The organism is Sphingomonas phyllosphaerae, from assembly GCF_029623345.1.
Lineage (GTDB): Bacteria > Pseudomonadota > Alphaproteobacteria > Sphingomonadales > Sphingomonadaceae > Sphingomonas > Sphingomonas phyllosphaerae_C.
The window spans coordinates 165,071-191,520 of the sequence record NZ_JAPYKH010000003.1; the positions used below are offsets into that span (position 1 = coordinate 165,071).

The following is a 26,450-nucleotide window of genomic DNA, read 5'->3' on the forward strand; positions in this document are numbered from 1 at the left end:
TCTGATGGTGCGGCACGGTGGATCCTGAAGCGAGCTCAGGATGACGGATGTTGCTGAAGGAGCGGTTCATAGCTCGAAGCCGTGCTCGTGCGGACGCAGGAGCAGGGCTCATGGTCGGCTACCGCGCACCCGCCGGCGCGCGCACACCGGCCGCATCCGCCTCGCCGCCCGTCGGCGTCATCGGCCCCTGCGGCGTGGCGTCGAGCAGCGAGTCGCCGCCCAAGGTGCGGTAGAGCGTCACCAGATTGGTCGCGCGGGTGAGCTGGGTCTGCACCAGGATCTGCTGCGCCGAATAGAGCTGGCGCTGTGCGTCGAGCGACGACAGGAACGTGTCGATGCCGCCGCGGTAGCGCGCGTTGGTGAGGTTGAGCGTGTCCTGCGCCGCCTCGAAGAAGCGGCGGTTGGCGGCGAGCTGCTCGGTGATCGTGCCGCGCCGCGCCAGCGCGTCCGACACTTCCTGGAAGGCGGTCTGGATCGTCTGCTCATAGCTCGCCAGCGCCGCGTCGCGCTGCGCCACGCTATAGGCAACGCCGGCTCGCCCCGCGCCGGCGCGGAAGATCGGGTAGCTCGCGTTGGGCGCGACCGAATAGTTGAAGGAGCCGCTGTTGAAGAGCGTCCGCAGCGCGGTGCTGGCAAAGCCGACCAGCCCGGTGAGGGTGATGCGCGGAAACAGTTCGGCGCGCGCCGCGCCGATCTCGGCGTTGTAGGCGCGCAGCGCATATTCCGCCTGCACCACGTCGGGGCGGCGCAACAGCACGCCCGAGTCGATCCCGGCGGGCAGCTCGCCGATCGTCGCCGCGGCCTGCTCGATCGAGCCGGGCAGCAGCGCCGGGTCGACCGGCGCGCCGACGAGCAGCTGGAGCGCGTTGACGTCCTGCGCCAGCAGCGTGGTCTGCTGCGCCAGGTCGGCCTCGGCGGTGGCGAGGATCTGCTGCGCCTGGCGCAGGTCGGTGCGCGGCGCCACCCCGCCACGCAGGCGCGCGTCGGTAAGGCGCACGCTGGCGCGCGCCGCCTCGGCGGTCTGCTGCGAGACGGCGAGCAGGCTGCGATCGGCGGCGTAGGTGAGCCAGGCGTTGGCGATGTCGCCGACCAGCGTCAGCCGGGTGGCGCGCGCCGCCGCCTCCTGCGCGAAATAGCGCGACAGCGCCGCGCTGGTGAGCGAGCGGACACGGCCGAACAGGTCGATCTCGAAGGCGGTGACGCCGAGCTGCGCCTGGAAGGTGCTCCGCGCCGAGGAGACGGTGGTGACGCCCGCGCCGGTGCCGGTGCCGCCCGCACCCGTCCCGGTGCCGCCGGTGCCGGTACCCGTGCCGCCCGTCCCGGTACCGGTCCCGCCGGTGCCAGTGCCGGTGCCGCCGCTGTTGGTGCCGGTGACCACCCCGCTGTTGCCGCTGTCGCGGTAGCTATAGGCGCCGGTGGCGTTGACCAGGGGGAAGAGATCGGCGCGCTGGATGCGATATTGCGCGCGCGTCGCCTCGATGTTCGCCACCGCGACGCGCAGGTCGCGGTTGTTGGCGAGCGCCTGGTCGATGATCGCCTGCAACCGCGGGTCGCGGAAGATGTCGCGGTAGGTGACGCTGGGCAGTCGCGCCTCGGACTGGCGCAGATAGGCGTCGCCGGCGGGCCAGGAGGTCGGCACCGGCGCGGCGGGGCGCACATAGGTCGGCGCGAGCGAGCAGCCCGCCAGCGCGGTGCCGGCGGCGAGCGCGACGAGCGCGGGGAGGCGGGTCATCGGGCAGGCTCCGGCGCGGGCAGCGCGGGGTGGTCGATCGGACGCGGCAGCTGCGGCGGGCGATCGCCGCCGGGCGCGCCGCCCTTCGGGCCGCCGTGGTCATCGCTTCCCCCGCTTTCGTCCTCGTCCGGGCTCGGGTCGGCGCCGCGGCGCAGGCCCTTGAGGCCGTCGCGGAAGCCGCGCCGCACCAGCACGAAGAACAGCGGGATGTAGAAGATCGCCAGCACCGTCGCGGTCAGCATGCCGCCGATCACCGAGGTGCCTATCGCGATCCGGCTGTTGGCACCCGCGCCGGTCGAGATCGCCAGCGGCAACACGCCGAAGATGAAGGCGAGGCTGGTCATGATGATCGGTCGGAGCCGGATACGCGCGGCGGAGAGCGCGGCGTCGATCACGCGCTTGCCCTTCTTCTCCTCCTGCTCGGCGAACTCGATCATCAGGATCGCGTTCTTCGCCGCCAGCCCCATGGTCGTCAGCAGGCCGATCTGGAGGTAGACGTCGTTGATCAGCCCGCGCAGCGTGGTGAAGAGGATCGCGCCGATCAGCCCCAAGGGGATGATCAACAGCACCGCGAAGGGGATCGACCAGCTCTCGTACAGCGCGGCGAGGCACAGGAAGACGACGAGGATCGACAGGCCGTAGAGCAGCGGCGCCTGACCGGACGACAGTCGCTCCTGGTACGACAGACCGGCCCAGGACACGCTCGTCCCCGGGATCTGCCCGGCGAGCTCCTGGATCCGCGTCATCGCGTCGCCCGAGCTCTTCCCCGCCGCGGCCGAGCCCTGGAATTCGAACGAGGGCACGCCGTTGAAGCGCGACAGGATCACCGGCGCCTGGCTCCAGCCGATCCGCGCGAAGGCGGAGAAGGGCACCATCTGCCCGCTGCTGCCGCGCACGAACCATTGGTTGAGGTCGGTCGGCGCGGCGCGGTACGGCGCGTCACCCTGGACGAACACGCGCTTGACCCGGCCGCGGTCGACGAAGTCGTTGACGTAGCGGCCACCCCAGGCGGTCGATAGCGTCGTGTTGACGTCGGCCTGGCTCAGCCCGAAGGCGGCGAGCTTCTGCTGGTCGACCTCGACCTTGAGCGTGCCGACGTCGGGCAGCTCGGTCAGGCGCACCGCGGTCAGGGCCGGGTCGGCGTTGGCGAGCGCGAGCAAGCGGTCCTTGGCGTCGTTGAACTTCTCCGCGGTCATGCCGCTGGTGTTCTGCAGCTCCATGGTGAAGCCGTTCGACTGGCCAAGGCCGCGGATCGCGGGCGGCACCAGCGCGAAGACGCGCGCGTCGCGCAGCCCGCGGAACGCCGCCGAGGCGCGCGCCACGATCGCGTCGGCGGTATTCTCCTTGCCCTTGCGGTCGTCCCAGTTCGTCAGGTTGACGAAGCCCTGGCCGGTGTTCTGCCCGCTGACGCCGCCGCCACCGCCGCCGCTGACGGTGAACATAGTGGTGACGTTCTTGCCCTCGCTGCCGGCGAGATAGTCCTCGACGCGATGCTGAACCTCCTCCGTGCGCGAGCGCGTGGCGCCGGCGGGGAGCTGGAACTGCACCAGCGCACTGCCCTGGTCCTCGGTCGGCAGAAAACCCGTCGGCAGGCGCAGGAACAGGATCGCCAGCAGCGCCACGGTGGCGACATAGACCAGCAGGAAGATCCACTTGCGGTCGATTACGCGGCGCACGCCGGCGACGTAGCGGGCCACGCCCCTGTCGAATGTGTCGTTGAACTTGTCGCGTGCGCGCTCGAGGAAGTGCGCCACCTTGGGAAACTTGCGTCCGAGCCAGCTCTGCTCGATCGGGTCGCCGTTTCCATCGTGGCTCTGCTTGAGCAGGGTCGCGGTCAGCGCGGGCGAGAGGATCAGCGCGACCAGTACCGAGAGCACCATCGCCGACACGATCGTCAGCGAGAATTGACGGTAGATGACGCCGGTCGAGCCGCCGAAAAACGCCATCGGCATGAACACCGCGGAGAGCACCAGCGCGATCGCGACCAGCGCGACGGTGATCTCCTTCATCGACTCGATCGTCGCCTCGCGAGGCGTCATGCCGGGATTCTCGTCCATCAGCCGCTCGACGTTCTCGACCACGACGATCGCGTCGTCGACCAGCAGGCCGATCGCGAGGACGAGGCCGAACAGCGTGAGCGTGTTGATCGAGAAGCCCGCAACGTAGAAGACCGCGAACGTCCCCAGCAGCACCACGGGCACCGCGATCGCCGGCACCAACGTGGCGCGCCAGCTCTGCAGGAACACGAACATGACGATGACGACGAGGATGATCGCCTCGATCAGCGTCTTCACCACTTCCTCGATCGACAGCTTGATGAAATCGGTGGTGTCGTTGGCGAAGGCGTATTCCAGGCCGGGCGGGAAGCCCTTGGCGGCCGCGGCGACCTGCGCCTTGACCAGCTCGGCGGTCTTGAGCGCGTCGGCGCCGGGGGCGAGCAGCACCGCGATGCCGGCGCCGGGGTGGCGATTGACCCGGCTGAACGCGTTGTAGCTCTCCGCGCCAAGCTCGATCCGCGCCACGTCGGCGAGCCGCACCGTGGCACCGCTGCTCTGCGTCTTGAGGATGATGTTGGCGAATTCGGCGGGCGTCTGGAGCCGCGACTGCGCGGTGACGATCGCGTTGAGCATCTGCGTCGACGGCATCGGCTGGCCGCCGATCTCGCCCGCCGCGACCTCGGTGTTCTGGTTGGTGATGGCGGTGACGACGTCACCGGGCATCAGCTGGAAGCTGTTGAGCTTCTCCGGATCAAGCCACACCCGCATCGCGTATTGCGAGCCGAACACGTTGGTGTCGCCGACGCCCTGGATGCGGCCGAGCGGATCCTGGAGATTGGAGACGAGATAGTCGGAGACGTCCTGGTTGGTCAGCTTGTCGGTGACGTCATAGACGCCGACGATCAGCAGGAAGTCCGGGTTGGACTTGCGTACCACCAGGCCCTGTTGCTGGACCTGCTGCGGCAGCCGGCTGAGCGACTGCTGGACCTGGTTCTGCACCTGGACCTGCGCGATATCCGGGTCCGTCCCCTTGTTGAACGTCGCGGTGATCGTCACCGAGCCGCGGCTCGACGAGCTCGACTGGAAGTAGAGCAGTCCGTCGATGCCGGTAAGCTGCTGCTCGATCACCTGGGTGACGCTGTTCTGCAGCGTCTGCGCATTGGCCCCCGGGAAGGTCGCGCGGATCGAGACCTGTGGCGGCGCCACGTCGGGATATTGCGCGATCGGCAGCGACAGGATCGCGCCGACGCCCGCCAGCATCACGATGATGGCGAGCACCCAGGCGAAGATCGGCCGATCGATGAAAATGCGGGACATACTGGATTAGCCGGCCTTGCCTTTGGCCGACGACATCTTGTCCATCTGCTCGGGGGAGGGCGCCTGTACCTTCTGCGGCGTGTCGGCCGGCACGGGCTGGAGCGGTGTCTTGGGCTTCACGTTGGCGAGCCCCTGGGTGATGACCTTGTCGCCCGCCTTGAGACCGGACGTCACCACCCAATAAGCGCTTTGGGTGCGCTCGGCGGTGATGGTGCGCTGCTCGGCGCGGTTGTTGGCGCCGACCACGTAGAGCGTGGCATTGCCCTTGGGGTCGCGCGTCACCGCGGTTTGCGGCACGAGAAAGGCGTTCTGCTGGATCGACTGCGAGAAGACCGCACGGACGAACATGCCCGGGAGCAGCAGACCGTTGGGATTGGGGAAGCGCGCGCGTAGCGTCACGGTGCCGGTGCTGGGATCGACCACCACCTCGGCGAACTCGACCGCGCCCTTGATGCCATAGTCGCTGCCGTCCTCGAGCTTGAGCGTCACCTCCGCGCGTGCCGGCACCGCGCCGCCCGAGGCGAGGCTGCGGCGCAGCGCGAGCAGGTTGGCGCTGGACTGCTGGATGTCGACGAAGATCGGATCGAGCTGCTGGATCGTCGCGAGCGGATCGGTCTGGGTCGAGCTGACCAGCGCGCCGACGGTGAAGAGCGAGCGGCCGATCCGCCCGCTGATCGGCGCAGGCACGGTGGTGAAGCGCAGGTTGACCCGCGCGGTATCGAGCTGCGCGCGGTTGACCGCGATCGTCGCCGCGGCCTGGCGCTGCGTCGCGACGGCGTCGGTATAGTCCTGTGCGCTGATCGCCTCCATCTGCGCGAGCGGCTTGTAGCGGTCGGCGCGGATCTTGGCGGCCTCAAAGGTTGCCTGGGCGTTGGCGACGTTGGCGCTCGCCTGGTTGGCGCTGGCGCGATAGAGCGAGGGATCGATCTGGTAGAGCGGCTGACCGCGCTTCACGATCGCGCCCTCGGTGAAGAAGCGACGCTGGATCACGCCCGAGACCTGCGGGCGCACTTCCGAACTCTGATAAGCGACGGTGCGGCCCGGCAGTTCGCTGGTCGTCGGCACCGACGTCGGCTGGACGACGACAAAGCCGACCGTCACCGGCCCCGACTGGCCCGGCGCGCCGCCCTTATCCTTGCCTTTGGCCGCATCGCCCCCACCACCGCCGCAGGCGGCGAGCGCGAGCAGCGCCGACGCCGCCACACCGCCGATGACCTGGCGGCCCGGCCGAACCTCGATACGCATTCTCAGTCAATTCCCCGCGAGAGACTTAGGGCTGCCCCCGCGCCTAACCGCAATTTGTCGCAAATGTTTCGCAAGGGTGCCAGATTTTTCGCCGCCATCGACCTGCTATGGCGATCGTGCGAGGGAGTGGCGCGGCAGCGTCGTGAAACCGATCCCGCGCTGGCTCGTTGCAGGCTAACGGGGCTTTAGCGGAATGCCGCATGCCTTACCTAAAGGGGCGCAGTTTTTGTCTTTTCCTGTCCGTCGCTCGCGTCTCCTGCTCGCCACTGCGGGTTTGGCGCTGGCCTGTGCCGCCGCGTCGGCGCAGATGCAGAAGCCGGGTAGCGCGCCGGCGCAGGGGCCTGACTCACCCAAGCCTGCTGAAGCGGCGCCGACCGCGGATAGCACGCCGATCGTCCCCGAGGCGGAGTTCGACGCCGCGTTGCCGCCGCTGTCGGGCGACCTCAATGCGCCCCTCGAACCATTGCCGACCGACACGGCGACTCCGGCGCCAGCAACCGATCCCGCTCACGCTCCGGCGCAGGCAGCGGCGCAGCAGCCGATCACGCCCGGCGCGCTGCCCCCCGCGCCGCCGCAGGACCCGCAGCTGGCGCGACCGCTCGACCCGCTCTCCAGCTTCAACACCGAGCCGTTGCAGACCGTCGCCGATCCGGCGAGCGGCGACCAGCCCGACGTGCGCTACGCCAGCGAGGTGCAGGGGCTCGACCCGCTCGGTCTGACCGACGAGTTCGACTCGCTCTCCGCGCTGAAGAAGGGTGGCGGCAAGGCGGACAATGCCACCCAGGTCTCGGCCCGCGCGCGCGAGGACGAGCAACTCGCGCTGCGGCTCATGAAGTCGCTGGGCTATTACGACGGCACCGCGGTGGCGACGGTGGAGACGGTGGCGGGCACCCCGGCGAAGTTGCGGGCGCTGGTCACCGCCTCGCCGGGGCAGCAGTACAAGCTCGGCAGCGTCACGGTGAAGGCCGCCGCCACCCAGCCGCCCGAGCTCGTCCGCCGCGAGCTGCCGCTCAAGGTCGGCGATCCGATCGAGGCGGCACGGATTCAGGGCGCCGAGGCGAATGTCAGCCTGCGGCTCCCGCAGCAAGGCTATCCCTTCATCAAGCTGGGCGAGCGTGACGTGCTGCTCGACGAGCAGACCGGCAAGGGCGACTATACACTGCCCGTCGACACCGGCCCGCGCTCCTCGTTCGGTGTGCTGCGCACCGAGGGCGACCCGGTGTTCGATCTCAAGCATCTCGACGTCTTCCCGCGCTTCGACCAAGGCCAGCTGTACGACGCGCGGCTCACCGACGACCTGCGCGAGGCGCTGGTCGCGACGGGGCTGTTCAACGGCGTCGGGGTCGAGCCGGTGCGCACCGGCGTCACCGCGGCGGACGGGACCGAGCAGGTCGACCTGCTGGTGCGCCAGACGCGCGGACCGGCGAAGAGCTTGTCGGGCTCGGTCGGCTACAACACCGGCGAGGGCGTCAAGGCAGAGGCCAATTTCACCAACCGCAACCGCTTCCCGCCCGAGGGCGCGCTGATCCTCGGCGTGATCGCGGGCACGCAGCAGCAGGGCCTGTCGGTCGGCTTGCGGCGACAGAATGCGGGCAAACGCGACCGTACCGTCAGCTTGCTCGCGAGCGCGAATCACTCCAGCTACGACGCATTCGACGCCTTCACCGGCACGCTGTCGGGCCGGGTGAGCTACGATTCGACGCCGATCTGGCAGAAGCGCTTCACCTATGCCTACGGCTTCGAGCTGGTCGGCACCAACGAGAGCGTGTTCGACTTCGACACGTTCGACCGCGACCGCCGCACCTATGGCGTCGTCGCGCTCCCCGGGCAGGTGCTGTTCGACACCTCGGACGACCTGCTCAACCCGACGCGCGGCTATCGTCTCAAGCTCAACCTCAGCCCCGAGGTGTCGATCTCGGGCCAGACCAAGCCCTATGCGCGCACGCTGATCGAGGGTACGGCCTATTATCCCGTGAGCGACAGTCTGGTAATCGCGGGCCGCGCGCGCGCCGGCAGCATCGTCGGCATTGCGCGCGACGACATCGCGCCATCGCGGCGCTATTACGGTGGCGGCGGCGGTTCGGTGCGCGGCTACGGCTTCCAGCGGCTCGGGCCGCTCGAGCCGGTCGCCTCGCTCACCCCGGACTCGAGCGGCAACGTCGATCGCGCCGACCTGCGCCCGCTCGGCGGCCGCAGCATCAACGAGTTCGCGCTCGAGGCGCGGTACCGCTTCGGCGATTTCGGGATCGTGCCCTTCGTCGACGCCGGCAACGCCTATGAGAGCAGCCTGCCCAAGGGCAGCGACCTGCGCATCGGCGCCGGCATCGGCGGCCGCTTCTACACCAATTTCGGGCCGCTGCGCGTCGACGTCGCGACGCCGCTCAACCCGCGCGAAGGGGACGGCAAGATCGCGCTCTATATCTCGATCGGGCAGGCATTCTGATGGCCGAGGACACGCTCCCGACCGCCGACGAGACCGTCGTCGTCCGCCGTCCTCTCTGGCAGCGCGTGCTCAAGTGGGTCGGCATCGTGCTCGCCGCGCTGGTGCTGCTCGTGGTTGCGATCGTGCTGGGGATCAACACCGATCCCGGCCGTCGCTTCGTCGCCGACAAGATCGGCGGCTACACCACCGCCTCGGGCCTCAACATCAAGGTCGGGCGGATCGACGGATCGCTGTACGGCCAGCTGCGGCTCAGCGACGTGCGCGTCAGCGATCCCAAGGGCGTGTTCCTGACCTCGCCGCGGCTCGACCTCGACTGGCGGCCGTTCGCCTTCGCCCGCAACCACGTTGACGTGCGCAGCGTCTCGGCCAGCCTGATCACGCTGCGGCGCAACCCCGAGCTTAAACCGACGCCGACCACGCCCGAGGACGAGAACGCGCCGCTGCTGCCCGACCTCGACATCGACATCGACCGGCTCCACGTCGCGCGCTTCGTGATGGAGCCGCCGGTCGCCGGCGCACGCCATGTCGCGCGCTTCGACGGGCAGGCGCATATCGCTGATCGCCGGGCACAGCTCGTGGTCGACGCGGCAACGCTGCGCGCGCCCGGCGTCGCCGGCGGTGACGTCGCGCAGGTGCGGCTCGACGCGGTGCCCGACGACGACAAGCTCGACCTCGACGTCCGGCTCACCGCGCCCGCCAACGGCGCGGTGGCGCAGCTCGCCGGGCTCAAGGCGCCGCTCACCGCTACGCTCGGCGGCAAAGGCAGCTGGACATCATGGCAGGGGCGTCTGCTCGCCAACCTCGGCGGCGGCGAGCTCGCCAACCTCGCCCTTACCGCGCGCAAAGGCCATTTCGAGGTGCGCGGGCCGACGCGGCCGGGTCTCTACATCGAGGGGCCGGTGGAGCGGCTGACCGCCCCCGCCTTGAACGTCGCCGCCGACGTGACGCTCGCCGAACGCCGCGCGGACACCCGGATCAGGCTCGCCTCGCAGGCGCTCGCGGTCGACGCCGGCGGGATGCTCGACCTCGCCAACAGCCGCTTCGGCAATTTCGCGGTCGACGCCAAGCTGCTGACCCCGGGCGCGATCATGCCGGGCGTTAGCGGGCGCGACGTGCTTGCGCGCGTGGTGCTCAACGGCGCCTTCGCCACCCCGACGGTGGACTATAAGATCCGCGCCGCCGCGCTCGGTTTCCAGCAGACCTCGGTGCAGGACCTGTACGCCGAGGGCCTGGCGCGGGTGAACAGCGACCGCATCCTGGTGCCGGTCCACGCGCGCGCGCGCCGCATCGCGGGGCTCAACGCCGCGCTCGGCGGGCTCACCACCAACGCGCGCATCGACGGCGACCTCGCCATCGCCATGCCCAGCATCCTGTCCGACAATCTCCGCATCCGCTCGGACACGATCGACGCCACCGCGATCATCGCCGCCAACACCGCCACCGGCCGCTACACCGGTGGGTTGCAGGGCCGCGTCAACAACTTCCGCGTCGACAGCGTCGGCGTGGTGAACGTGCAGACCGACGCCAGGCTCGTGCCCGGGCCGAACGGCGGGTTCGGCATCACCGGCCGCGTCGCGCTCCAGACCAAGCAGCTGTTCAACGAGGGCGTCCGCACCTTCCTCGGCGGCAACGCGGTGATGAGCACGCGCTTCGGCTACTCGCCGACCGGGGTGGTGACGTTCCAGAGCCTGTCGCTCAACGCGCCGCAGTTCCGCGTCACGCGCGGCCAGGGTCGCTTCGACCCCGCGAGCGGCGCACTGCTGGTCGACGCCGACGCTTACTCGACCCAGTACGGCCCGCTCTACGCGCGCGTGACCGGCTCCTCGACGGCGCCGGTGGTGCGACTGCGCGCGCCGCGCGCGGGCGTTGGAGTCGGCCTCGCCAACCTCGACGCACGCGTAGTCGGGCGCGGCGGCGCCTATCAGGTCAATGCCAGCGGCGCGACCAACTACGGTGGCTTCACCGCCGACGTGCTGGTCACCCCAGGCAACCAGCTCGCTGTCGATATCCGTCGGGTATTGTTCGCCGGCATCGACTTCGCCGGCCGCGTCGTCCAGACCGCCGCCGGGCCCTTCGCCGGCCAGGTGCGCTTCGCCGGCAACGGGCTCAACGGCAATGTCGCGCTCGGCGCCCAAGGCAAGTATCAGCGCGCCAGCGTCAACGCGCGCGCCGCGGGTGCGACGATCCCCGGTATGGCGGGCTTCAGCATCGGCCGCGCGATCGTCACCGCCGACGCGGTGCTCTACGACAAGCCGCAGATCGTTGCCGACGCTCAGGTGGCCAACCTGCGTTATGGCGCGACGCTGCTTCAGACCGGCCGCGTCAAGGTCGATTATCGCAACGGGGCGGGCATCGCGCAGGCGCTGTTCAACGGCTCCAACGGCGTGCCGTTCCGGCTCGCCGTCAACTCGCGGCTCTCGCCCAGCCTCTATCTCGTCGCGCTGAGCGGCGCGGCGAACAATGTGGCGTTCCGCACCGTGCAGCCGGCGCGGATCGTGCCGGCGGGCGGCGGCTATCGGCTCGAGCCCGCGCGGCTAGACTTCGACAAGGGGTCGGTGCGGCTCGCGGGCCGCTTCGGCGGCGGCGCGACCCAGGCGCAGATGCGGCTCGACCGGCTCGATCTGTCGTTGATCAGCGCGCTCGTCCCCAACCTCGGCGTCAACGGCCAGGCGACCGGCAGCCTCGACTATGTCCAGGACAGGGGCGAGGCGTTCCCGCGTGCCGACGCGCGGCTCAACGTCACCAACTTCACGCGATCGAGCCTGGTCGCGGTGTCCGAGCCGGTCGACGTCGTCTTCCAGGGCCGGCTGTCGAGCGCGGCGGGCGAGGGGCGCGCGCTCATCAAGCGCGCCGGCACGCCGGTCGGGCGGCTGGTGGCGACGCTGACCCCGACGGGTAGCGGTAGCTGGACGACTCAGTTGATGCAGGGGCCGCTTGGCGGTGGAATCCGCTACAACGGGCCCGCGGGCGTGCTGTTCAGCTTCGCCGGCCTGGCGCAGCAGCAGCTCACCGGGCCGATGGCGATCGCCGCGGACTTTGGCGGCACCGTGTCGGCGCCGCGCGTGATCGGTCTGATCCGTGCCGACAACCTCACCTACGACAACGAAGCCTATGGCACCCGCCTGACCAACATGAAGATCGCCGCGCGCTTCAACAACGACCGGCTCGAGCTGCAGCAGATGCAGGCGCGCGCCGGGCAGGGTACGGTGCAGGCGTCGGGTAACGTCGGGCTCGCCGCGGCGCAGGGCTTCCCGCTCGACGTCCGCGTCGTGATGCGCGAGGCGCAACTGGCGCGCTCCGACGCGCTCGGCGCCACCGCCAGCGGCGACATTCGCATCCAGAACAGCGCGAGCGGCGGGCTGATCAGCGGGCAGATCAACGTGCCCAACGCGCGTTACGAGATCATCCGCCAGGGCGCCGCCGAGGTGCCCGAGCTCACCGGCGTGCGCAAGAAGAGCGTGATCGCTCAGCAGGCTGCCGCGGCCGCGGCCAAGGCGGCGGGGCAGCCGCCCGCGCCCGCGTCGCCGCCCGGCTTGTTCAAGCTCGACCTGCGGGTCCGCGCCGACAACCAGCTCTACGTTTCCGGCATGGGGCTGGAGAGCGAATGGCAGATGGACATGCGCATCGGCGGCACCTCGGCGGCGCCGGTGATCAACGGCGGGCTCGACTTGGTGCGCGGCACCTATTCCTTCGCGGGCAAGCGCTTCGAGGTGGAGCGCGGGCAGGTGCGCTTCCGCGGCGGCGCGCTGACCGATCCGGACATCAACATCCTGGCGACCACCACCAACGACAACGTCACCTTCAACATCGCGATCACCGGCACTGGCCAACGTCCGCAGATCGCCTTCACCTCGACCCCCTCGCTGCCCCAGGACGAAGTGCTGAGCCGCCTGTTGTTCGGGACCAACCCGGAGAATCTGTCGGCGACCGAGGCGATCCAGCTGGCCAGCGCGCTCAACTCGCTGCGCGGCTCGGGCGGCGGGCTCAACCCGCTCGGCAAGCTGCGCTCGGCCACCGGCTTCGACCGGCTGCGCATCCTCGGGGCCGACGAGGCGAGTGGGCGCGGCTCGGCGTTGGCGGCAGGCAAGTATCTGACGGACGACATCTACGTCGAGATCGTCACCGATGCGCGCGGCTTCACCGCAACCCAGCTGACGATCGCGTTGACGCGCGCCATCAGCGTGCTGTCGCAGGCCGGGTCGTTCGGCGGGTCGAACGTGCAGCTGCGGTACTCGCGCGACTTCTAGGGCGGTCGGGGGGGGCGGCGTGGGCCAGCCCCCCCCCCTTCGCCGCCGTCATCCCGACTTCGTCTCGGGGCCCACGTGCCGCGCACTCAGGTGGCGAGGTTCACTGCGGAGCAGTGGGTCCTGAAGCGAGTTCAGGATGGCGCCAGAGAGCGGGAGAGGCGCGGTGGAGCGAAATGACGTCATCATCATCGGCGCCGGTCTCTCCGGCATCGGCGCGGCCTGCCGGTTGCGGCGACGGCTGCCCGACCGGCGTTTCCTGATCCTCGAGGCGCGACACGCGATCGGCGGCACCTGGGACCTGTTCCGCTATCCCGGCGTCCGCTCGGACTCGGATATGCACACGCTCGGCTACGCCTTTCGCCCTTGGCTCGCCGCCGAGGCGATCGCCGACGGCGCCGCGATCCGCTCTTATATCGAGGAGACCGCGCGCGAGGAGGGCGTCGCCGAGCACATCCGCTTCGGTCATCGCGTCACCGCGGCGGATTGGTCGAGCGTCGAGTCGCGCTGGACGCTCACGGTCGAGCGGGAGGGCGAATCGTCACTCCTACTCGCCTGCGACTGGCTTCACGCCTGTACCGGCTATTACGCCTATGACCGCGCGCATTGGCCCGCTTTCACCGGGGAGGAGGTGTTCGCGGGCACGATCGTCCACCCGCAATTCTGGCCCGAGCGGCTCGACTATGCCGGCCGTCGCGTCGCGGTGATCGGCAGCGGTGCGACTGCGGTGACGCTGGTGCCCGCGCTGGCGCGCACGGCGGCGCATGTCACGATGGTGCAGCGTTCGCCGAGCTACGTCGTGTCGCGGCCGGCGCGCGACCGCGCCGCCAATCGTCTGCGCAAGGTGCTGCCGGAACGCGCCGCTTACGCCGTCACGCGGTGGAAGAACGTACTGCTCGGTCAATTCTTCTACCGGCTGGCGAGGGCGCGACCGGGTGGCGTCGCGCGGCGATTGATCGCGATGGTGCGCCATGAGCTCGGTGCCGATTACGACGTCGCGACCCACTTCACCCCACGCTACGATCCGTGGGATCAGCGGCTCTGCCTCGTCCCGGACGGTGATCTCTTCGTCGCGTTGCGCGAGGGGCGCGCCAGCGTCGCTACCGGGACGATCGAGCATCTCACCCACGACGGCCTGCTGCTCGCCGACGGCACCCATGTCCCGGCTGACATCGTCGTGACCGCCACGGGTCTCGAGATTTTACTGCTCGGTGGGCTCGCTTTGTCCCGGGACGGGACGGTCATCGATCCGGCCCGGTCGCTCCAGTACAAGGGAATGATGCTGTCCGACGTACCGAACTTCAGCTTCGCCTTCGGCTACACCAACGCCTCGTGGACGCTGAAGGCGGACCTCGTCGCGGCCTATCTGTGTCGGCTGCTCCGCGCGATGCGGCGACGTGAAGCGACGAGCGCGACGCCGCGGGTGCGGAGCGGCAGCGTCACTGAGGTGCCGTTTGCGGATCTGAGCTCGGGTTACATCCGGCGTGCCCTATCGTCGCTGCCGCGTCAGGGGCACCGCAGGCCATGGCGGCTCAACCAGAATTACGCGCTCGACGTGCTGGCATTACGCTTCGGCTCGGTCACCGAGGAAATCGAGTTCGCCGCGGGCGGTTTACGCACTCGGGCTTAGTTACGACCCGATACAATACTTGACCCGGTGGTGGCGACGAAGTCGCGGCACACACCGGGCCGAGGATCTGCTTACCAGGGACGGATCGTCGTGCCGACGAAGCCGGCCAGCGCGAGAACGAAAGCGAGCATCGTACTTCTCCGATTACCAGGGACGGATGGTGGTGCCGACGAGGCCGACCAGCGCGAGAATGAAAGCGAACATCACGAGCCTCCGATTACCAGGGACGGATGGTGGTGCCGACGAAGCCGACCAGCGCGAGAACAAAAGCGAGCATCGATCTACTCCCGATTACCAGGGGCGAATGGTGGTGCCGACGAATCCGATCAGCGCGAGAACGAATGCGAACATGGGTCTTCTCCCTATTTATTGCTCAACCCCCCCGAAGGGTAACGCGCAGGTAACGCTTTTTTCACCACGTCTCAATGGCATTAACCAGTGGTTAACCCAAAGTGGGACGTACTTAAGCTATTCATTAAGCTGGCAGGCCTAGGGTGGCTCCGGAATGGATATGCCTTGCTCCTCTAAGCCGTCCGGATCGGACTGCGCCGCGCGTGACGATCAGCTCGCGGGTGCCGGCCATCGTGGCGAACTGCTGGCGCGACTGCGCGACTTCGCCGCCGTCCGGCGGTCGCTCGGGGCGGATGCGGCGGGCAAGTTGGTGTCCGACGCGGCGGCGCGACTGGCTGGCATGCTGCCGCTGGCGCGGGTCGCCGCGATCGGGCAAGATGTAGTACGTGTTAGGTGCGGTGGCGCGCTCGACGAGGTGGAGCATGTATCAGCGGCAGTGCGGGCCTTCTTCGATCCGACGGATGAGCGGTGCGACGATGCCGCGCGTCACGGCTGGGCGGTGGGCAGCGCGTTGGCCGCGCCCGAAGTCGACGACGTGACGCTCGCCGAGACCAGCGAGGCGGCACTGGTGCAGGCGCTGGCGTCTGCCGTGAGCGAGACCGGCGGCGCCGCCTTGGTCGCCGGTCAGGATCTCGCGAGCGAGCTCGATCGTGCGCTCGCCGAGGACGAGATGGAGCTGTTCTACCAGCCCAAGCTCCACGTGCGCCAGCAGGTGATCAAGAGCGCCGAGGCGCTGATCCGTTGGCGCCATCCGGCGCGAGGGTTGATCCCCCCAGCCGACTTCATCCCCTTGGCGGAGGAGCGCCGCCGCGTCGGCCCGCTCACCTTGTGGACGGTCCGGCGCGCGATCCAGGACCAGCGCCGGCTGCGGCGGCTCGGCCATGACGTGCGGATCTTCATCAACATATCCGGGCAGGTGCTGGCCGACGCCGCTTTCGCCGAGGCGGTGTGCCACTATCTCGCCGCGGCGCCCGACGCGCGGCTGGGTTTCGAGATCACCGAGACGGCGGTGATCCGCGACCCCGAGGGCGCGATCGCCAATCTCCAGCGCTTCGCCGCGATCGGCATCACCGTGTCGATCGACGATTATGGCGCGGGCCTGTCAAGCCTCGCCTATCTCAAGCAGCTGCCGGCGCGGGAGCTGAAGATCGACAAATTGTTCATCACCGGGATCACCAGCTCGCATCGCGACCCGCTGATCGTCCGATCCACCATCGATCTCGCGCACGCGCTCGACATGGAGGTGGTCGCCGAAGGGGTCGAGACGCACGCCGCACTGGCCCTGCTCTCGGTGATGGGGTGCGACATGGTGCAGGGCTATGTGCTCAGCCGTCCCGTTGAACTCGAGACGCTCGCGGGATTCCTCGCGGAGGAGCGCCATCACCGCGCCTCGGCTGACACGCGCGCCTCGTTCACGCGACTGAGCGCGACGTGGAAGCGCGCCTAAGGCGCCTCGTCGCCGCGGTCACGTTGGCGCTCGCCTTCGTCACCGCGGCGGCCGCGGCAACCGTCCAGGACCCGCTCGTCGCGCGTGTCCAGCAGCAGATGCTGGTTGACCCGCGCGGCGCGATCGCGCTGGTGGAGCAGGCGCGGCAGCCGCTCGGGTCGGCGGCGACCCGCGCCGACTACACGCGCTCGGCGACGCTCAACTGGCTTGAGGCCGAAGCGTACACGCGAATCGATCAGCCGCGGCGCGCATTGCAGCTGCTCGCGGTGGCACAGCGCCAGGCCGAGAAGGCCGATCGCGGCTCCCATCTCGCCGCGGATATCCTGCTCTCGCAGGGCGGAGCGCTGACTGATGCGGGGCAGATCACCGACGCGCTCGGGGCATTGCAACGCGCGCACGATCGCTACGTCGAACTGCGCGATCAGCGAAGCCAGGCCAAGGCCCTGACCTATATCGCGCTGCTTTACCGCAGCGCCAATGACCATGCCACGGCGCTGCGGTATTTCTCCGAAGCGTCCGAGCGCTATGCTGACGATCCGGGACTCACCGTCGCGGTCGAGAATGGCCGTGGCCAGTCGCTCACCGCGCTCGGCCGCTATGCCGAGGCAGAGGCAGCGTTTCGACGAACGGTCGGCGCGGCGACGGCGCTCCGCAGTCCACTCGCACTCGCGCAGGCGCTCAGCGGTGTCGCTGAAGCCGAACTGCGGCAGGGGCGGATCGAGCGCGCGCGTAACACGATCGAGCGTGGCCTTGCGTTGACCCGGCAGGCCGGCGCCGAGGTGCAGCGTCCGCAGTTCGTCGCGCTCGCTGCCGAAGCCGCACTGCAGGCCCGCGATCTTCCGCGCGCGCGCGATCTGATCATGGAGCGCTTCGCGGGCGTCGATCCCGAGCGCACGTTGATCGCCGACCGCGACGTGCACGACATCGCCTATCGCATCTACGTCGCGAGCGGTGACGCCGCCGCTGCGCTGACGCAGCTGCGCGCGGTCAAGCGGCTTGACGATCAGGCGACCGAGATCGCGCGCTCGAACAGCGTCGCGCTCGCCGCCGCGCGCTTCGACTACGCCAACCAGGAACTGCGGATTGCACGACTCAAGGCGGCCGATCTCGCCAAGTCGGTCGCGTTCGAGCGCCAGACCGCGCACACGCAGCGGCTGCTGCTCTACGGCACCGTTGCCGGTACGCTGCTGATCATCGCGCTGCTCGCGATCGGCCTCTTCACGATCCGGCGCAGCCGCAACGAGGTGCGCGCCGCCAACGCCGATCTCGCCGCGAGCAACACCGAGCTGGCCAAGGCGCTGCGGGCCAAGACCGAGTTCCTCGCCACCACCAGCCACGAGATCCGTACCCCGCTCAACGGCATCCTCGGCATGACCCAGGTGATGATCGCCGACGCGACGCTCGACCCCCTGACGCGCGACCGGCTCGGCATCGTCCACGGCGCCGGCATGACGATGCGCGCGCTGGTGGACGACATCCTTGACGTCGCCAAGATCGAGACCGGGCGGATGACGATCGAGACCGTGCCGCTCGACCTGCGCGCCGTGCTCGCCGAATCGACTCGGCTGTGGCGCGACCCCGCACGCGCCAAGGGGCTGGCGTTCGACGTCGACGCGGACGCGGCGCCGCACTGGATCATGGGGGATCCCGGGCGATTGCGACAGATCATCTTCAACCTGCTCTCCAATGCGGTGAAGTTCACCCCGGCGGGGCACGTGGCGCTACGCGTCGCCGTCGCGGGCGAGCGGCTGCGCGTGACCGTGGCCGACAGCGGCATCGGCATCGCCGCGCAGGCGCAGGAGCTGATCTTCGAATCGTTCCGCCAGGCGGACGCGGGGACGACCCGGCAGTTCGGCGGCACCGGCCTCGGGCTGGCGATCTGCCGCAACCTGGCGCGTGCGATGGGCGGCGACGTCAGCGTGACGAGCCGGCTCGGCGAGGGCGCGACCTTCGTGCTCGACTTGCCCTATGTTGCCGCCGCGGAGGTGGAGCAGGAGGAGGCGGCGGTCGCGTTGGTCGTGATCGAGCGCAATCCCATCACCCGGGCCATGTACAAGACGCTGTTCGACGGGCAGGGTCCGATCCTCTTCGCCGACGGCGATGAGGCAGCCGCGGCAGTGGCGCGCGCGCGTCCCGACCGCGTGTTGGTCGATGCGGCGTCGCTCTCTCCCACCGGGCTGGCCGCGCAACTGGCAGCGATCGTCGCGGCCGCCGAAGGTGCTCCCGTGGCGCTGCTCGCCACCGCCGAGACCGCGGCGCGGCGCGCCGAATGGGCGACGTCAATCACCCATGTTATCGAGAAACCGATAGCCAAGAAAGCGTTGGTCGCGGCAGTGCTGAGCATGCCTCGCGCGACCGTGCGCGACGCCGCATGATGTGGTAGGATCATTGTGAGAGAAGAAGCGGGGTCGCGTTGCCGAAGGGGGAGGGGTTCTCGGAAGTGACGGCTTTGACGGCTCTGTTTATCGAAGACGATCGGATGAACCGGCGCGTCGTCCGCGACATGCTCGATGTCGCCGGCGTCGCCATGGTCGAGGCCGAGAGCGCGGAGCTCGGTCTCGAGCTGATCGACCGCGACGACTTCGACGTGATCCTCGTCGACTTGCGCATGCCCGGCATGGACGGCATCACCGCGATCCGCCACATCCGCGCACGTCACGATGTCAAGGCGCGGTTGCCGATCATCGTCGTCACCGCGGACACGGCCGTCGACCTGCGCCAGCGCTGCCTCGAGGCGGGCGCGGACGACGTCATCTTCAAGCCGGTGGCGATGGACGCGCTGTTCGACTCGATGGGTCGCCTGCTCGCCGAGGACGACGACGACGAACTGATCTGAGGCGGTTTTCGCTGTGTGGGAGCGACCGTCCGCTCTCCACCGAGTGCTGAACTCGTCGCGCGATCTACCGCACCACATCGTTGGACGGGCAGAGACGGACCGCGCTGCGAATCCGGAAACGAGCTCAGGACGTCGTCCGAAGAGGCTGGCTCCTCCAAATCAGCGCGAGCGGGACACAGCATAGCGCACGCACCGCGCCGATGCGCTCACGCCTTTACGCTTCCTCTACGCTGACCACGCCGTCGCGCACCGCGACGATCCGCACCCGCGCGCCCGCGGCCAAGTCGGGGCCGCGCGCCGGCCAGCTTCCATCTCCCACCGCGACGCGGCCGCGGCCATCCACGATCGCGCTCTCCAGCCGCGTCACCTCGCCGACCAGTCGTGCGGCGCGATCGTTGAGGCGCGCATCCCCGCCTGCCACGGGATAGTCGCGGTACCAGCGCCGACCGACCACGACCGCGACCGCGCTCCACAGCGCGAAGCAGACAAGCTGTGCCGCGAGCGGCAAAGGTACGAGCGCGTAGCTGATCGCCGCGGTCACCGCCGCCGCGAGCGCGAGGAAGACGAGGAACACGCCCGGCACGGCCAGCTCGGCAATCCCGAGCAGCAGCGCCGCGGCGAGCCAGGCGGCGCCGGGTTCGCTCAACCAGTCCCAGCTCATCACCGCGGGTCGAGCGCCGAGCGCGGCAGGTCGAGCGGCGGCTCGGGCGGATCCTTCGGCGCGAGCACGCTCTTGGTCAGCTCGCCGATCCCGCCCAGCGTGCCGATCAGCTGCGTCGCCTCGACCGGGAAGAGGATCGTCTTGGCGTTGGGGCTGGTCGCGAACTTGCCCACCGCCTCGACGTACTTCTGGGCGATGAAATAGTTGATCGCCTGCGTGCCGCCCGCCGCAATCGCGTCCGACACCACCTGCGTCGCCTTGGCTTCCGCCTCCGCCGCACGCTCGCGTGCCTCGGCATCGCGATAGGCCGACTCGCGCCGACCCTCGGCCTCGAGGATGCGCGCCTGCTTCTGCCCCTCGGCGCGCAGGATCTCGGAGGCGCGCGACCCCTCTGCGTCGAGGATGTTGGCGCGCTTCTCGCGCTCGGCCTTCATCTGGCGGCCCATCGCGGCGACGATATCGGCGGGCGGGCGGATGTCCTTGATCTCGACCCGGGTGATCTTCACGCCCCAGGGCACGGTGGCATGGTCCACCACCGAGAGCAGCCGCGCGTTGATCTCGTCGCGCTTCGACAGCGTCTCGTCGAGGTCCATCGACCCCATCACGGTACGCAGGTTGGTGGTCGTCAGCTGGAGCAGCGCGACATAGAGGTCGGACACCTCATAGGCTGCCTTGGCGGCGTCGAGCACCTGGAAGAAGACGACGCCGTCGGTCGAGACGATCGCATTGTCCTTGGTGATGATCTCCTGCCCTGGGATATCGATCACCTGCTCCATCATGTTCACGCGCCGGCCGACGCGGTAGAAGAAGGCGGGGTAGAAGTTGAAGCCGGGCGAGGCCGTGCCAGTGTAGCGGCCGAAATGCTCGATCGTGTACTGATAGCCCTGGCGGACGATCTTGATGCTTGTCAGCAGGTAGAAGACGACCAGCGCCAGGAACAACAGGGCCAGCGTCACCGTCATCGTCTCTCTCCCCCGCGGTCTCACCACGATCACGCCGCTGTCATAGCCGGTGCGGAGCGGGGGGCCTAGCGAGATGCGGGGAACGCGGTTACATGGCGCGCCACTCCTCGCTCCCAAGGATTCGGCGCCCCATGGACATCCGCCTCGGCCTCACCTTCGACGACGTGCTGCTCACGCCCGCCGAGTCCGCGGTGCTCCCAGGCGCGGCGGACACGCGCACGCGGCTGACGCGCGACATCGCGCTCAACATCCCGATCCTGTCCTCGGCGATGGACACCGTCACCGAGTCCGACATGGCGATCGTGATGGCACAGCTGGGCGGCATGGGCGTGCTCCATCGCAACCTCACCGTCGACGAGCAGGTCGCTGCGGTGCGGCAGGTCAAGCGCTTCGAGAGCGGCATGGTGGTCAACCCGATCACGATCGCGCCCGAGGCGACGCTGGCGCAGGCGCAGGCGCTGATGAAGCTCAACCGGATCAGCGGCATCCCGGTGGTGGAGCGCGACGGCAAGCTGGTCGGCATCCTCACCAACCGTGACGTGCGCTTCGCCGAGAACCCGAACCAGCTGGTCGCCGAGCTGATGACGCGCGAGAACCTCGTCACCGTCTCGACCGGCGTCGCGAAGGAAGAGGCGCGTCGGCTGCTCCACCAGCGCCGCATCGAGAAATTGCTCGTCGTCGACGACGCCTATCGCTGCGTCGGGCTCATCACCGTGAAGGACATCGAAAAGGCAGTGATGTACCCGGAGGCGACCAAGGACGCCGCGGGTCGCCTCCGCGTCGCCGCCGCTACCACCGTGGGTGACAAGGGCTTCGCGCGCACCGAGGCGCTGGTCGACGCCGAATGCGATCTCATCGTCATCGACACCGCGCACGGCCACAACCTCGATGTGGCGCGCGCGGTCGAGCGGGTGAAGAAGCTGTCGAACTCGGTCCAGGTCGTCGCCGGCAACGTCGCCACCGCCGAGGCGACTCGCGCGCTGATCGGCGCTGGCGCGGACGGGATCAAGGTCGGCATCGGCCCGGGTTCGATCTGCACCACGCGCGTCGTCGCGGGCGTCGGCGTGCCCCAGCTCACCGCGGTGATGGACTGTGCCGAGGCCGGCGCCGCCGCGGGCGTGCCCGTGATCGCCGACGGGGGCTTACGCACCTCGGGCGATCTCGCGAAGGCGCTGGCCGCGGGTGCCTCGACCTGCATGGTCGGCTCGCTGCTCGCCGGGACCGAGGAGGCGCCAGGAGAAACCTTTCTTTATCAGGGGCGTGCGTATAAATCCTATCGCGGCATGGGAAGCGTGGGCGCGATGGGGCGCGGCTCGGCCGACCGCTATTTCCAGGGTGAGGTGCGCGATCAGCTCAAGCTCGTTCCCGAGGGGATCGAGGGGCAGGTGCCCTACAAGGGTCCGGCGCGCGACGTGATCCACCAGCTGGTCGGCGGCATCAAGGCGGCGATGGGCTACACCGGCTCGGCGACGATCCGCGACCTGCAGGAGCGCGCGCGCTTCGTCCAGATCACCGGCGCGGGGCTCAAGGAGAGCCATGTCCACGACGTGACGATCACGCGCGAGGCGCCCAATTATCCGACGCGCTGAGTGACTCCCGCGGCGCGTACCCAGGCGGCGATCGAGCTGCTCGACTCGATCGTCGCCGCCGCCGAGCAGGGCGGCGCCGCGGCGGACACGCTGATTGCGCGCTATTTCGCCGCACGGCGCTACGCTGGATCGAAGGATCGTCGGGCGGTGCGCGAGCTGGTCTATGCCGCGATCCGCGCGCTCGGCGAGCGGCCGGCGAGCGGGCGCGCCGCCTTGGTCGCGCTCGCACGTCAGGACGCGGCGCTCGCCGCCACCTTCGACGGCTCGCCGCACGGTCCGGCGCCGATCGGCGACGAGACCGCGGCAGTGTTGGGCGTGCTGCCGCACTGGCTCGCGGAGCGTCTGATGGCGGCGGGCCTCGGCGGCGACGAGCAGGCCGCGCTGGTGGAGCGTGCGCCGCTCGACGTGCGTGTCAATCGGCTGTGCGGCGACGCGCCGGTGATGGACAGCGCCACGCCGATCGCCGGACTTCCCGATGCGCTGCGGCTGCCGGCGGGCACTGATCTCGCACCGTACGCCGGTCTGATCGAGCCACAGGACGCCGGCAGCCAGGCGGTGACGCTCGCCGCCGGTGCCGCACCGGGGATGACGGTGCTGGACCTCTGCGCCGGGGCGGGGGGCAAGAGCCTCGCGCTCGCCGCCGCGATGGCGAACCAGGGGCGGATCATCGCCAGCGACGTCGACCGCGCGCGGCTGGCCCGGCTCGCGCCGCGAGCGGACAAAGCCGGGGCGACGATCATCGAGACTCGCCTGCTCGACGGTGGCCGCGAGGCCGCCGCGCTCGCCGACATCAGCGCGGACGTCGTGTTCGTCGACGCGCCCTGCTCGGGCAGCGGCACGTGGCGACGCAATCCGGAGGCGCGCTGGCGCCTCACCCCCGCGCGGCTCGAGCGCTTCGCCGCAATGCAACGCCACGTGCTCGCGCTCGGGGCACCAGCGGTGCGCCCCGGCGGCGCGCTGGTGTTCGTCACCTGCTCGCTGCTCGACGCCGAGGGCGCGGACCAGGTCGAGCACTTCCTCGCCGGTCTTCCCGGCTGGTCGGCCGAGCCGCTCGCGCTGCCGTTCGGGCGCGCGCGGGGACGCGGCGTCCGGCTCACCCCCGCACATGACGGCACCGACGGTTTTTTCGTCGCGCGGCTGCGGGCACCATGCTAGGCGCTGGCGATCGTGTCGAAGCTGGAGCCGTTCATGCGTTTCACCTCGGTCGCCGCTGCGGCGGCGCTGGCGCTGGTGTCGATCTCGACCTCGCTGCACGGCCAGCGTCCCGACGACCAGATTGACGCGCGCAGCATGGCGCTGCTCCAGCAGGGCAAAGCGGCGCGCGCCGCGGGCAATATCGACGGCGCGACCGATCTGTTCGAGAGCGCGGCGGCGGTCGATCCGCGCAACCGCCAGGCTTTTATCGCGCTGGCGCAGGTGGCCGAGGCGCGTCAGCTCCCGGGCAAGGCGATCCGGCTCTATCGCGAGGCGCTGCTGCTCGAGCCCAACGACATCGCCGCGCTGACCGGTCAGGGAGAAGCGATGGTGGCCAAGGGTGCGGTGGAGCGCGCCAAGCAGAACCTCGCTCGGGTGCGCACCTTGTGCCAGGGCCAGTGCACCCAGGCGACCGAACTCGCCGCAGTGATCGCCAAGGGCCCGCCGGTCACCACTGCGCAGGTCAGCGCGCCCAGCACCGTGCCGCCCGCGGCGCCGCCGTCGTCGCGCGACTGATCCGCTCGCGTCATCGCGCGAGTGCCGCTAAGCTGCTCCATCGCCTAGCTGATTCACCCGCCTGACCTGATCGATCGCACCGCCCCTTGCCGACGCTTCACGCCCTCGCCAATCCCGCCCGCTTCCTGCGGATCGCGCGCCCGCTCACCCCTTGGCTGTGGTGGCTCGGCGTGGCTTTGGTCGCGTTCGGCAGCTGGGCCGGGTTGACCCAGACCCCGCCCGACTATCTCCAGGGCGAGACGGTGCGGATCCTCTACGTCCACGTTCCCGCCGCCTGGCTCGGCATGGGCGGGTGGAGCGCGATCGCGATCGCGAGCACCGCTTTCCTGGTGTGGCGTCACCCGCTCGCGGAGGTCGCCGCGCGCGCCGCGGCGGTGCCGGGCGCGACCTTCGCGGCTCTGTGCCTCGTCACCGGCGCGATCTGGGGGCGGCCGACCTGGGGAACGTGGTGGCAGTGGGACGGGCGGCTGACCTCGATGCTGCTGCTGTTCTTCGTCTATCTCGGCTTCATCGCGCTCTCCAATGCCGACCGCGAGCGCGGTGGCGACGGGCGCGTGCCCGCGATCTACGGCATCGCCGGTACCGTGCTGCTGCCGATCATCCGCTATTCGGTGGTGTGGTGGAACACGCTGCACCAGGGCCCGAGCATCGGGCTGACCTCGTCGACGATCGACCGGTCCTTGCTGTGGCCGCTGCCGATCATGCTCGTCGGCTTCTCCTGCCTGTTCGGCGCGATCGTGCTGATGCGGATGCGCGCGATCCTCGCTGCCGCCAAGGCCGAGGCGCGGCTGCGGCGGAGGGCGCTGGCGTGAACCCTTGGCCCTTCGTCACGGCGGCCTATGCGCTCGTCCTCGGCGCCGGCGTACTGGTCGGCTGGCTGAGCTATCGCGCGATGCGGAAGCACGAGAAATGACGCCCAAGTCGCAGCGGATGACGCTGGTGGCGCTCGGCCTCGTCGCGCTCGCGGCGGCGGCGCTGCTGGCCTTGTCGGGGCTGCGCGGGCAGGCCGCCTTCTTCTACGCCCCGAGCGACGTGCGCGGCGCGCTGCCCGCGCCCGACCGCGCGGTGCGGCTCGGCGGCATGGTAGAGCGCGGCTCGCTCCGGCGCGCAAGTGACGGCGTATCGATCGCCTTCACCGTGACCGACGGGCAGGCGACGACTCCGGTGCGCTTCAGCGGCATCGCCCCCGACCTGTTCCGCGAGGGCTCTGGCGTGGTCGCGGAGGGGCACTTCAATCGCGACGGCTCGTTCAGCGCGACCAACCTGCTTGCCAAGCACGACGAGAAATACATGCCGCCGCAGATGGCGGGCAAGATGCATGAGACCCGCACGCTGGAGAAGCAGTGATGGGCTTCGTCGCGCTGCTGCTGCTCGGTGCCGGGGCATTCGCCGCCCTGGCGCTGCTGCGGGCGGAGCGGGCGTTGTGGACGCTGCTCGCCGCGGCGCTTTGCCTCGGCGGCGCCGGCTACGCCTGGCAGGGCTCGCCGCTGCTCGCTGCCAAGTCGGCGACGCCGCGCACCGAGATCGCGCCGATCGACCCTGACGAGATCGCGCTACGCGATAGCCTCCTCGGTCGCTACACCGCGGACACCGCCTATCTTGTCGCCGCCGACGCGATGACGCGCAGCGGCAACAGCCGCGCCGCCGCGCGGGTGGTGCTGGGGGGCCTCTCGAAGCTGCCGAAGAGCTTCATCCTGTGGACTTGGGCAGGCGTGACACTCGCCGCCGACGCGGACGACCGGCTCTCGCCGCCAGCGTTGCTCGCCTTCCGCCAGGCGGCGCGGATTGCGCCCGAGCATCCGGCCCCGCCTTACTATCTCGGCATGGCATATCTCAAGGCGGGCCAGCTCGCGCAGGCGCGCGCGCTGTGGCTGCGCGCGGTGGCACTCTCCGCGCCCGGCACCGATTATCGCCGTGAGCTGGTGCGGCGCGTGCTGGTGCTCGATCAGTTCATCGCGGCGGGCGTCGAACCCTCACGCGGAGGGTGACGCCCGCGCGATCGGGTCAGTCGGCCTTGCCGCGCCCGGTCTGCTCCTGCAGCGAGTCGATCTTCTTCGACGCGTCGGCCTTGCTCAGCGTCTCGTCGAACGATTCGCCCGCCTCCTCGCTCAGCGTCTTGAGGTAGCTCGCCTGCGCGCCAGTCATCGGCTCGTCGCCGGTGGTCCAGTCGTCGGGATTCTTCTCGGCGTTCGAGAAGGGGTGGGTCTTGGGGTTGTCGTCGCTCATCACCATCTCCTGTAGTGTGTCCACAACCCCGCCGTTCGATATCTGTTCCGCGTTGCCGGC

The 26,450-nt window shown here is 69.7% G+C and carries 18 protein-coding genes; 12 read left to right on the forward strand and 6 right to left on the reverse strand.

Annotation, left to right across the window (positions count from 1 at the left end; all coding sequences use genetic code 11):
- Positions 1-118: 118 nt before the first annotated feature.
- Genes QBJ89_RS04365 through QBJ89_RS04375 form a run of 3 tightly spaced genes read right to left on the reverse strand, consistent with a single transcriptional unit; the run spans position 119 to position 6,291 of the window.
- The gene (locus tag QBJ89_RS04365) at positions 119-1,732 is read right to left on the reverse strand and encodes an efflux transporter outer membrane subunit (RefSeq protein ID WP_277979318.1); all 1,614 of its coding nucleotides are present in this window, start codon (positions 1,730-1,732) and stop codon (positions 119-121) included.
- The gene (locus QBJ89_RS04370) at positions 1,729-5,046 is read right to left on the reverse strand and encodes an efflux RND transporter permease subunit (RefSeq protein ID WP_277979319.1); all 3,318 of its coding nucleotides are present in this window, start codon (positions 5,044-5,046) and stop codon (positions 1,729-1,731) included. The genes QBJ89_RS04365 and QBJ89_RS04370 overlap by 4 nt, the downstream gene beginning before the upstream one ends.
- Positions 5,047-5,052: 6 nt before the next feature.
- On the reverse strand, positions 5,053-6,291 hold the full coding sequence (locus tag QBJ89_RS04375; RefSeq protein ID WP_277979320.1) for an efflux RND transporter periplasmic adaptor subunit: 1,239 nt from the start codon (positions 6,289-6,291) through the stop codon (positions 5,053-5,055).
- Between the two features lie 307 nt (positions 6,292-6,598).
- Here QBJ89_RS04375 and QBJ89_RS04380 point away from each other — a divergent pair, with 307 nt between their 5' ends.
- The 6 genes from QBJ89_RS04380 to QBJ89_RS04405 all read left to right on the forward strand — a co-directional run bounded on the left by QBJ89_RS04380 (position 6,599) and on the right by QBJ89_RS04405 (position 19,242).
- Positions 6,599-8,734: an autotransporter assembly complex protein TamA gene (locus QBJ89_RS04380; protein ID WP_277979432.1), complete on the forward strand. Its 2,136-nt coding sequence runs from the start codon at positions 6,599-6,601 to the stop codon at positions 8,732-8,734.
- Positions 8,734-12,981 (forward strand): translocation/assembly module TamB domain-containing protein, encoded by a 4,248-nt coding sequence (locus tag QBJ89_RS04385; RefSeq protein ID WP_277979321.1) that lies wholly within the window; start codon positions 8,734-8,736, stop codon positions 12,979-12,981. The genes QBJ89_RS04380 and QBJ89_RS04385 overlap by 1 nt, the downstream gene beginning before the upstream one ends.
- Before the next feature lie 136 nt (positions 12,982-13,117).
- Complete coding sequence (locus QBJ89_RS04390) at positions 13,118-14,608, forward strand: flavin-containing monooxygenase (RefSeq protein ID WP_277979322.1); 1,491 nt, start codon at positions 13,118-13,120, stop codon at positions 14,606-14,608.
- 511 nt (positions 14,609-15,119) lie between these two features.
- A complete protein-coding gene (locus QBJ89_RS04395) occupies positions 15,120-16,406 on the forward strand; it encodes an EAL domain-containing protein (RefSeq protein ID WP_277979323.1) in 1,287 nt (428 codons plus the stop codon).
- Positions 16,391-18,781, forward strand: a complete 2,391-nt coding sequence (locus QBJ89_RS04400; RefSeq protein WP_277979324.1) for an ATP-binding protein — start codon at positions 16,391-16,393, stop codon at positions 18,779-18,781. Before QBJ89_RS04395 ends, QBJ89_RS04400 begins: the two co-directional genes overlap by 16 nt.
- A 74-nt stretch (positions 18,782-18,855) precedes the next feature.
- The gene (locus QBJ89_RS04405; RefSeq protein ID WP_219749418.1) at positions 18,856-19,242 is read left to right on the forward strand and encodes a response regulator; all 387 of its coding nucleotides are present in this window, start codon (positions 18,856-18,858) and stop codon (positions 19,240-19,242) included.
- 214 nt (positions 19,243-19,456) lie between these two features.
- On the opposite strand, the gene QBJ89_RS04410 is transcribed toward QBJ89_RS04405, so the two are convergent.
- On the reverse strand, positions 19,457-19,888 hold the full coding sequence (locus QBJ89_RS04410; RefSeq protein ID WP_347342817.1) for an NfeD family protein: 432 nt from the start codon (positions 19,886-19,888) through the stop codon (positions 19,457-19,459).
- 14 nt (positions 19,889-19,902) lie between these two features.
- Positions 19,903-20,865, reverse strand: coding sequence for an SPFH domain-containing protein (locus QBJ89_RS04415; protein ID WP_277979326.1), 963 nt, complete (start codon positions 20,863-20,865; stop codon positions 19,903-19,905).
- Between the two features lie 131 nt (positions 20,866-20,996).
- Between QBJ89_RS04415 and guaB the strand changes: the two genes are divergently transcribed.
- The 6 genes from guaB to QBJ89_RS04445 all read left to right on the forward strand — a co-directional run bounded on the left by guaB (position 20,997) and on the right by QBJ89_RS04445 (position 26,152).
- Complete coding sequence (gene guaB / locus QBJ89_RS04420; RefSeq protein ID WP_277979327.1) at positions 20,997-22,454, forward strand: IMP dehydrogenase; 1,458 nt, start codon at positions 20,997-20,999, stop codon at positions 22,452-22,454.
- On the forward strand, positions 22,455-23,609 hold the full coding sequence (locus QBJ89_RS04425) for an RsmB/NOP family class I SAM-dependent RNA methyltransferase (RefSeq protein ID WP_277979328.1): 1,155 nt from the start codon (positions 22,455-22,457) through the stop codon (positions 23,607-23,609).
- A gap of 33 nt (positions 23,610-23,642) precedes the next feature.
- Entirely contained in the window at positions 23,643-24,164 is a 522-nt protein-coding gene (locus QBJ89_RS04430) for a tetratricopeptide repeat protein (RefSeq protein WP_277979329.1), read from the forward strand.
- 86 nt (positions 24,165-24,250) lie between these two features.
- Complete coding sequence (ccmC, locus tag QBJ89_RS04435; RefSeq protein ID WP_277979330.1) at positions 24,251-24,976, forward strand: heme ABC transporter permease CcmC; 726 nt, start codon at positions 24,251-24,253, stop codon at positions 24,974-24,976.
- Between the two features lie 97 nt (positions 24,977-25,073).
- A complete protein-coding gene (gene ccmE / locus QBJ89_RS04440) occupies positions 25,074-25,511 on the forward strand; it encodes a cytochrome c maturation protein CcmE (protein ID WP_277979331.1) in 438 nt (145 codons plus the stop codon).
- A complete protein-coding gene (locus QBJ89_RS04445; protein WP_277979332.1) occupies positions 25,511-26,152 on the forward strand; it encodes a tetratricopeptide repeat protein in 642 nt (213 codons plus the stop codon). Before ccmE ends, QBJ89_RS04445 begins: the two co-directional genes overlap by 1 nt.
- A 16-nt stretch (positions 26,153-26,168) precedes the next feature.
- Here the strand turns inward: QBJ89_RS04445 and QBJ89_RS04450 are convergent, their stop codons facing one another.
- Positions 26,169-26,390 (reverse strand): DUF3072 domain-containing protein, encoded by a 222-nt coding sequence (locus tag QBJ89_RS04450; RefSeq protein ID WP_183920062.1) that lies wholly within the window; start codon positions 26,388-26,390, stop codon positions 26,169-26,171.
- Positions 26,391-26,450 lie beyond the last annotated feature (60 nt).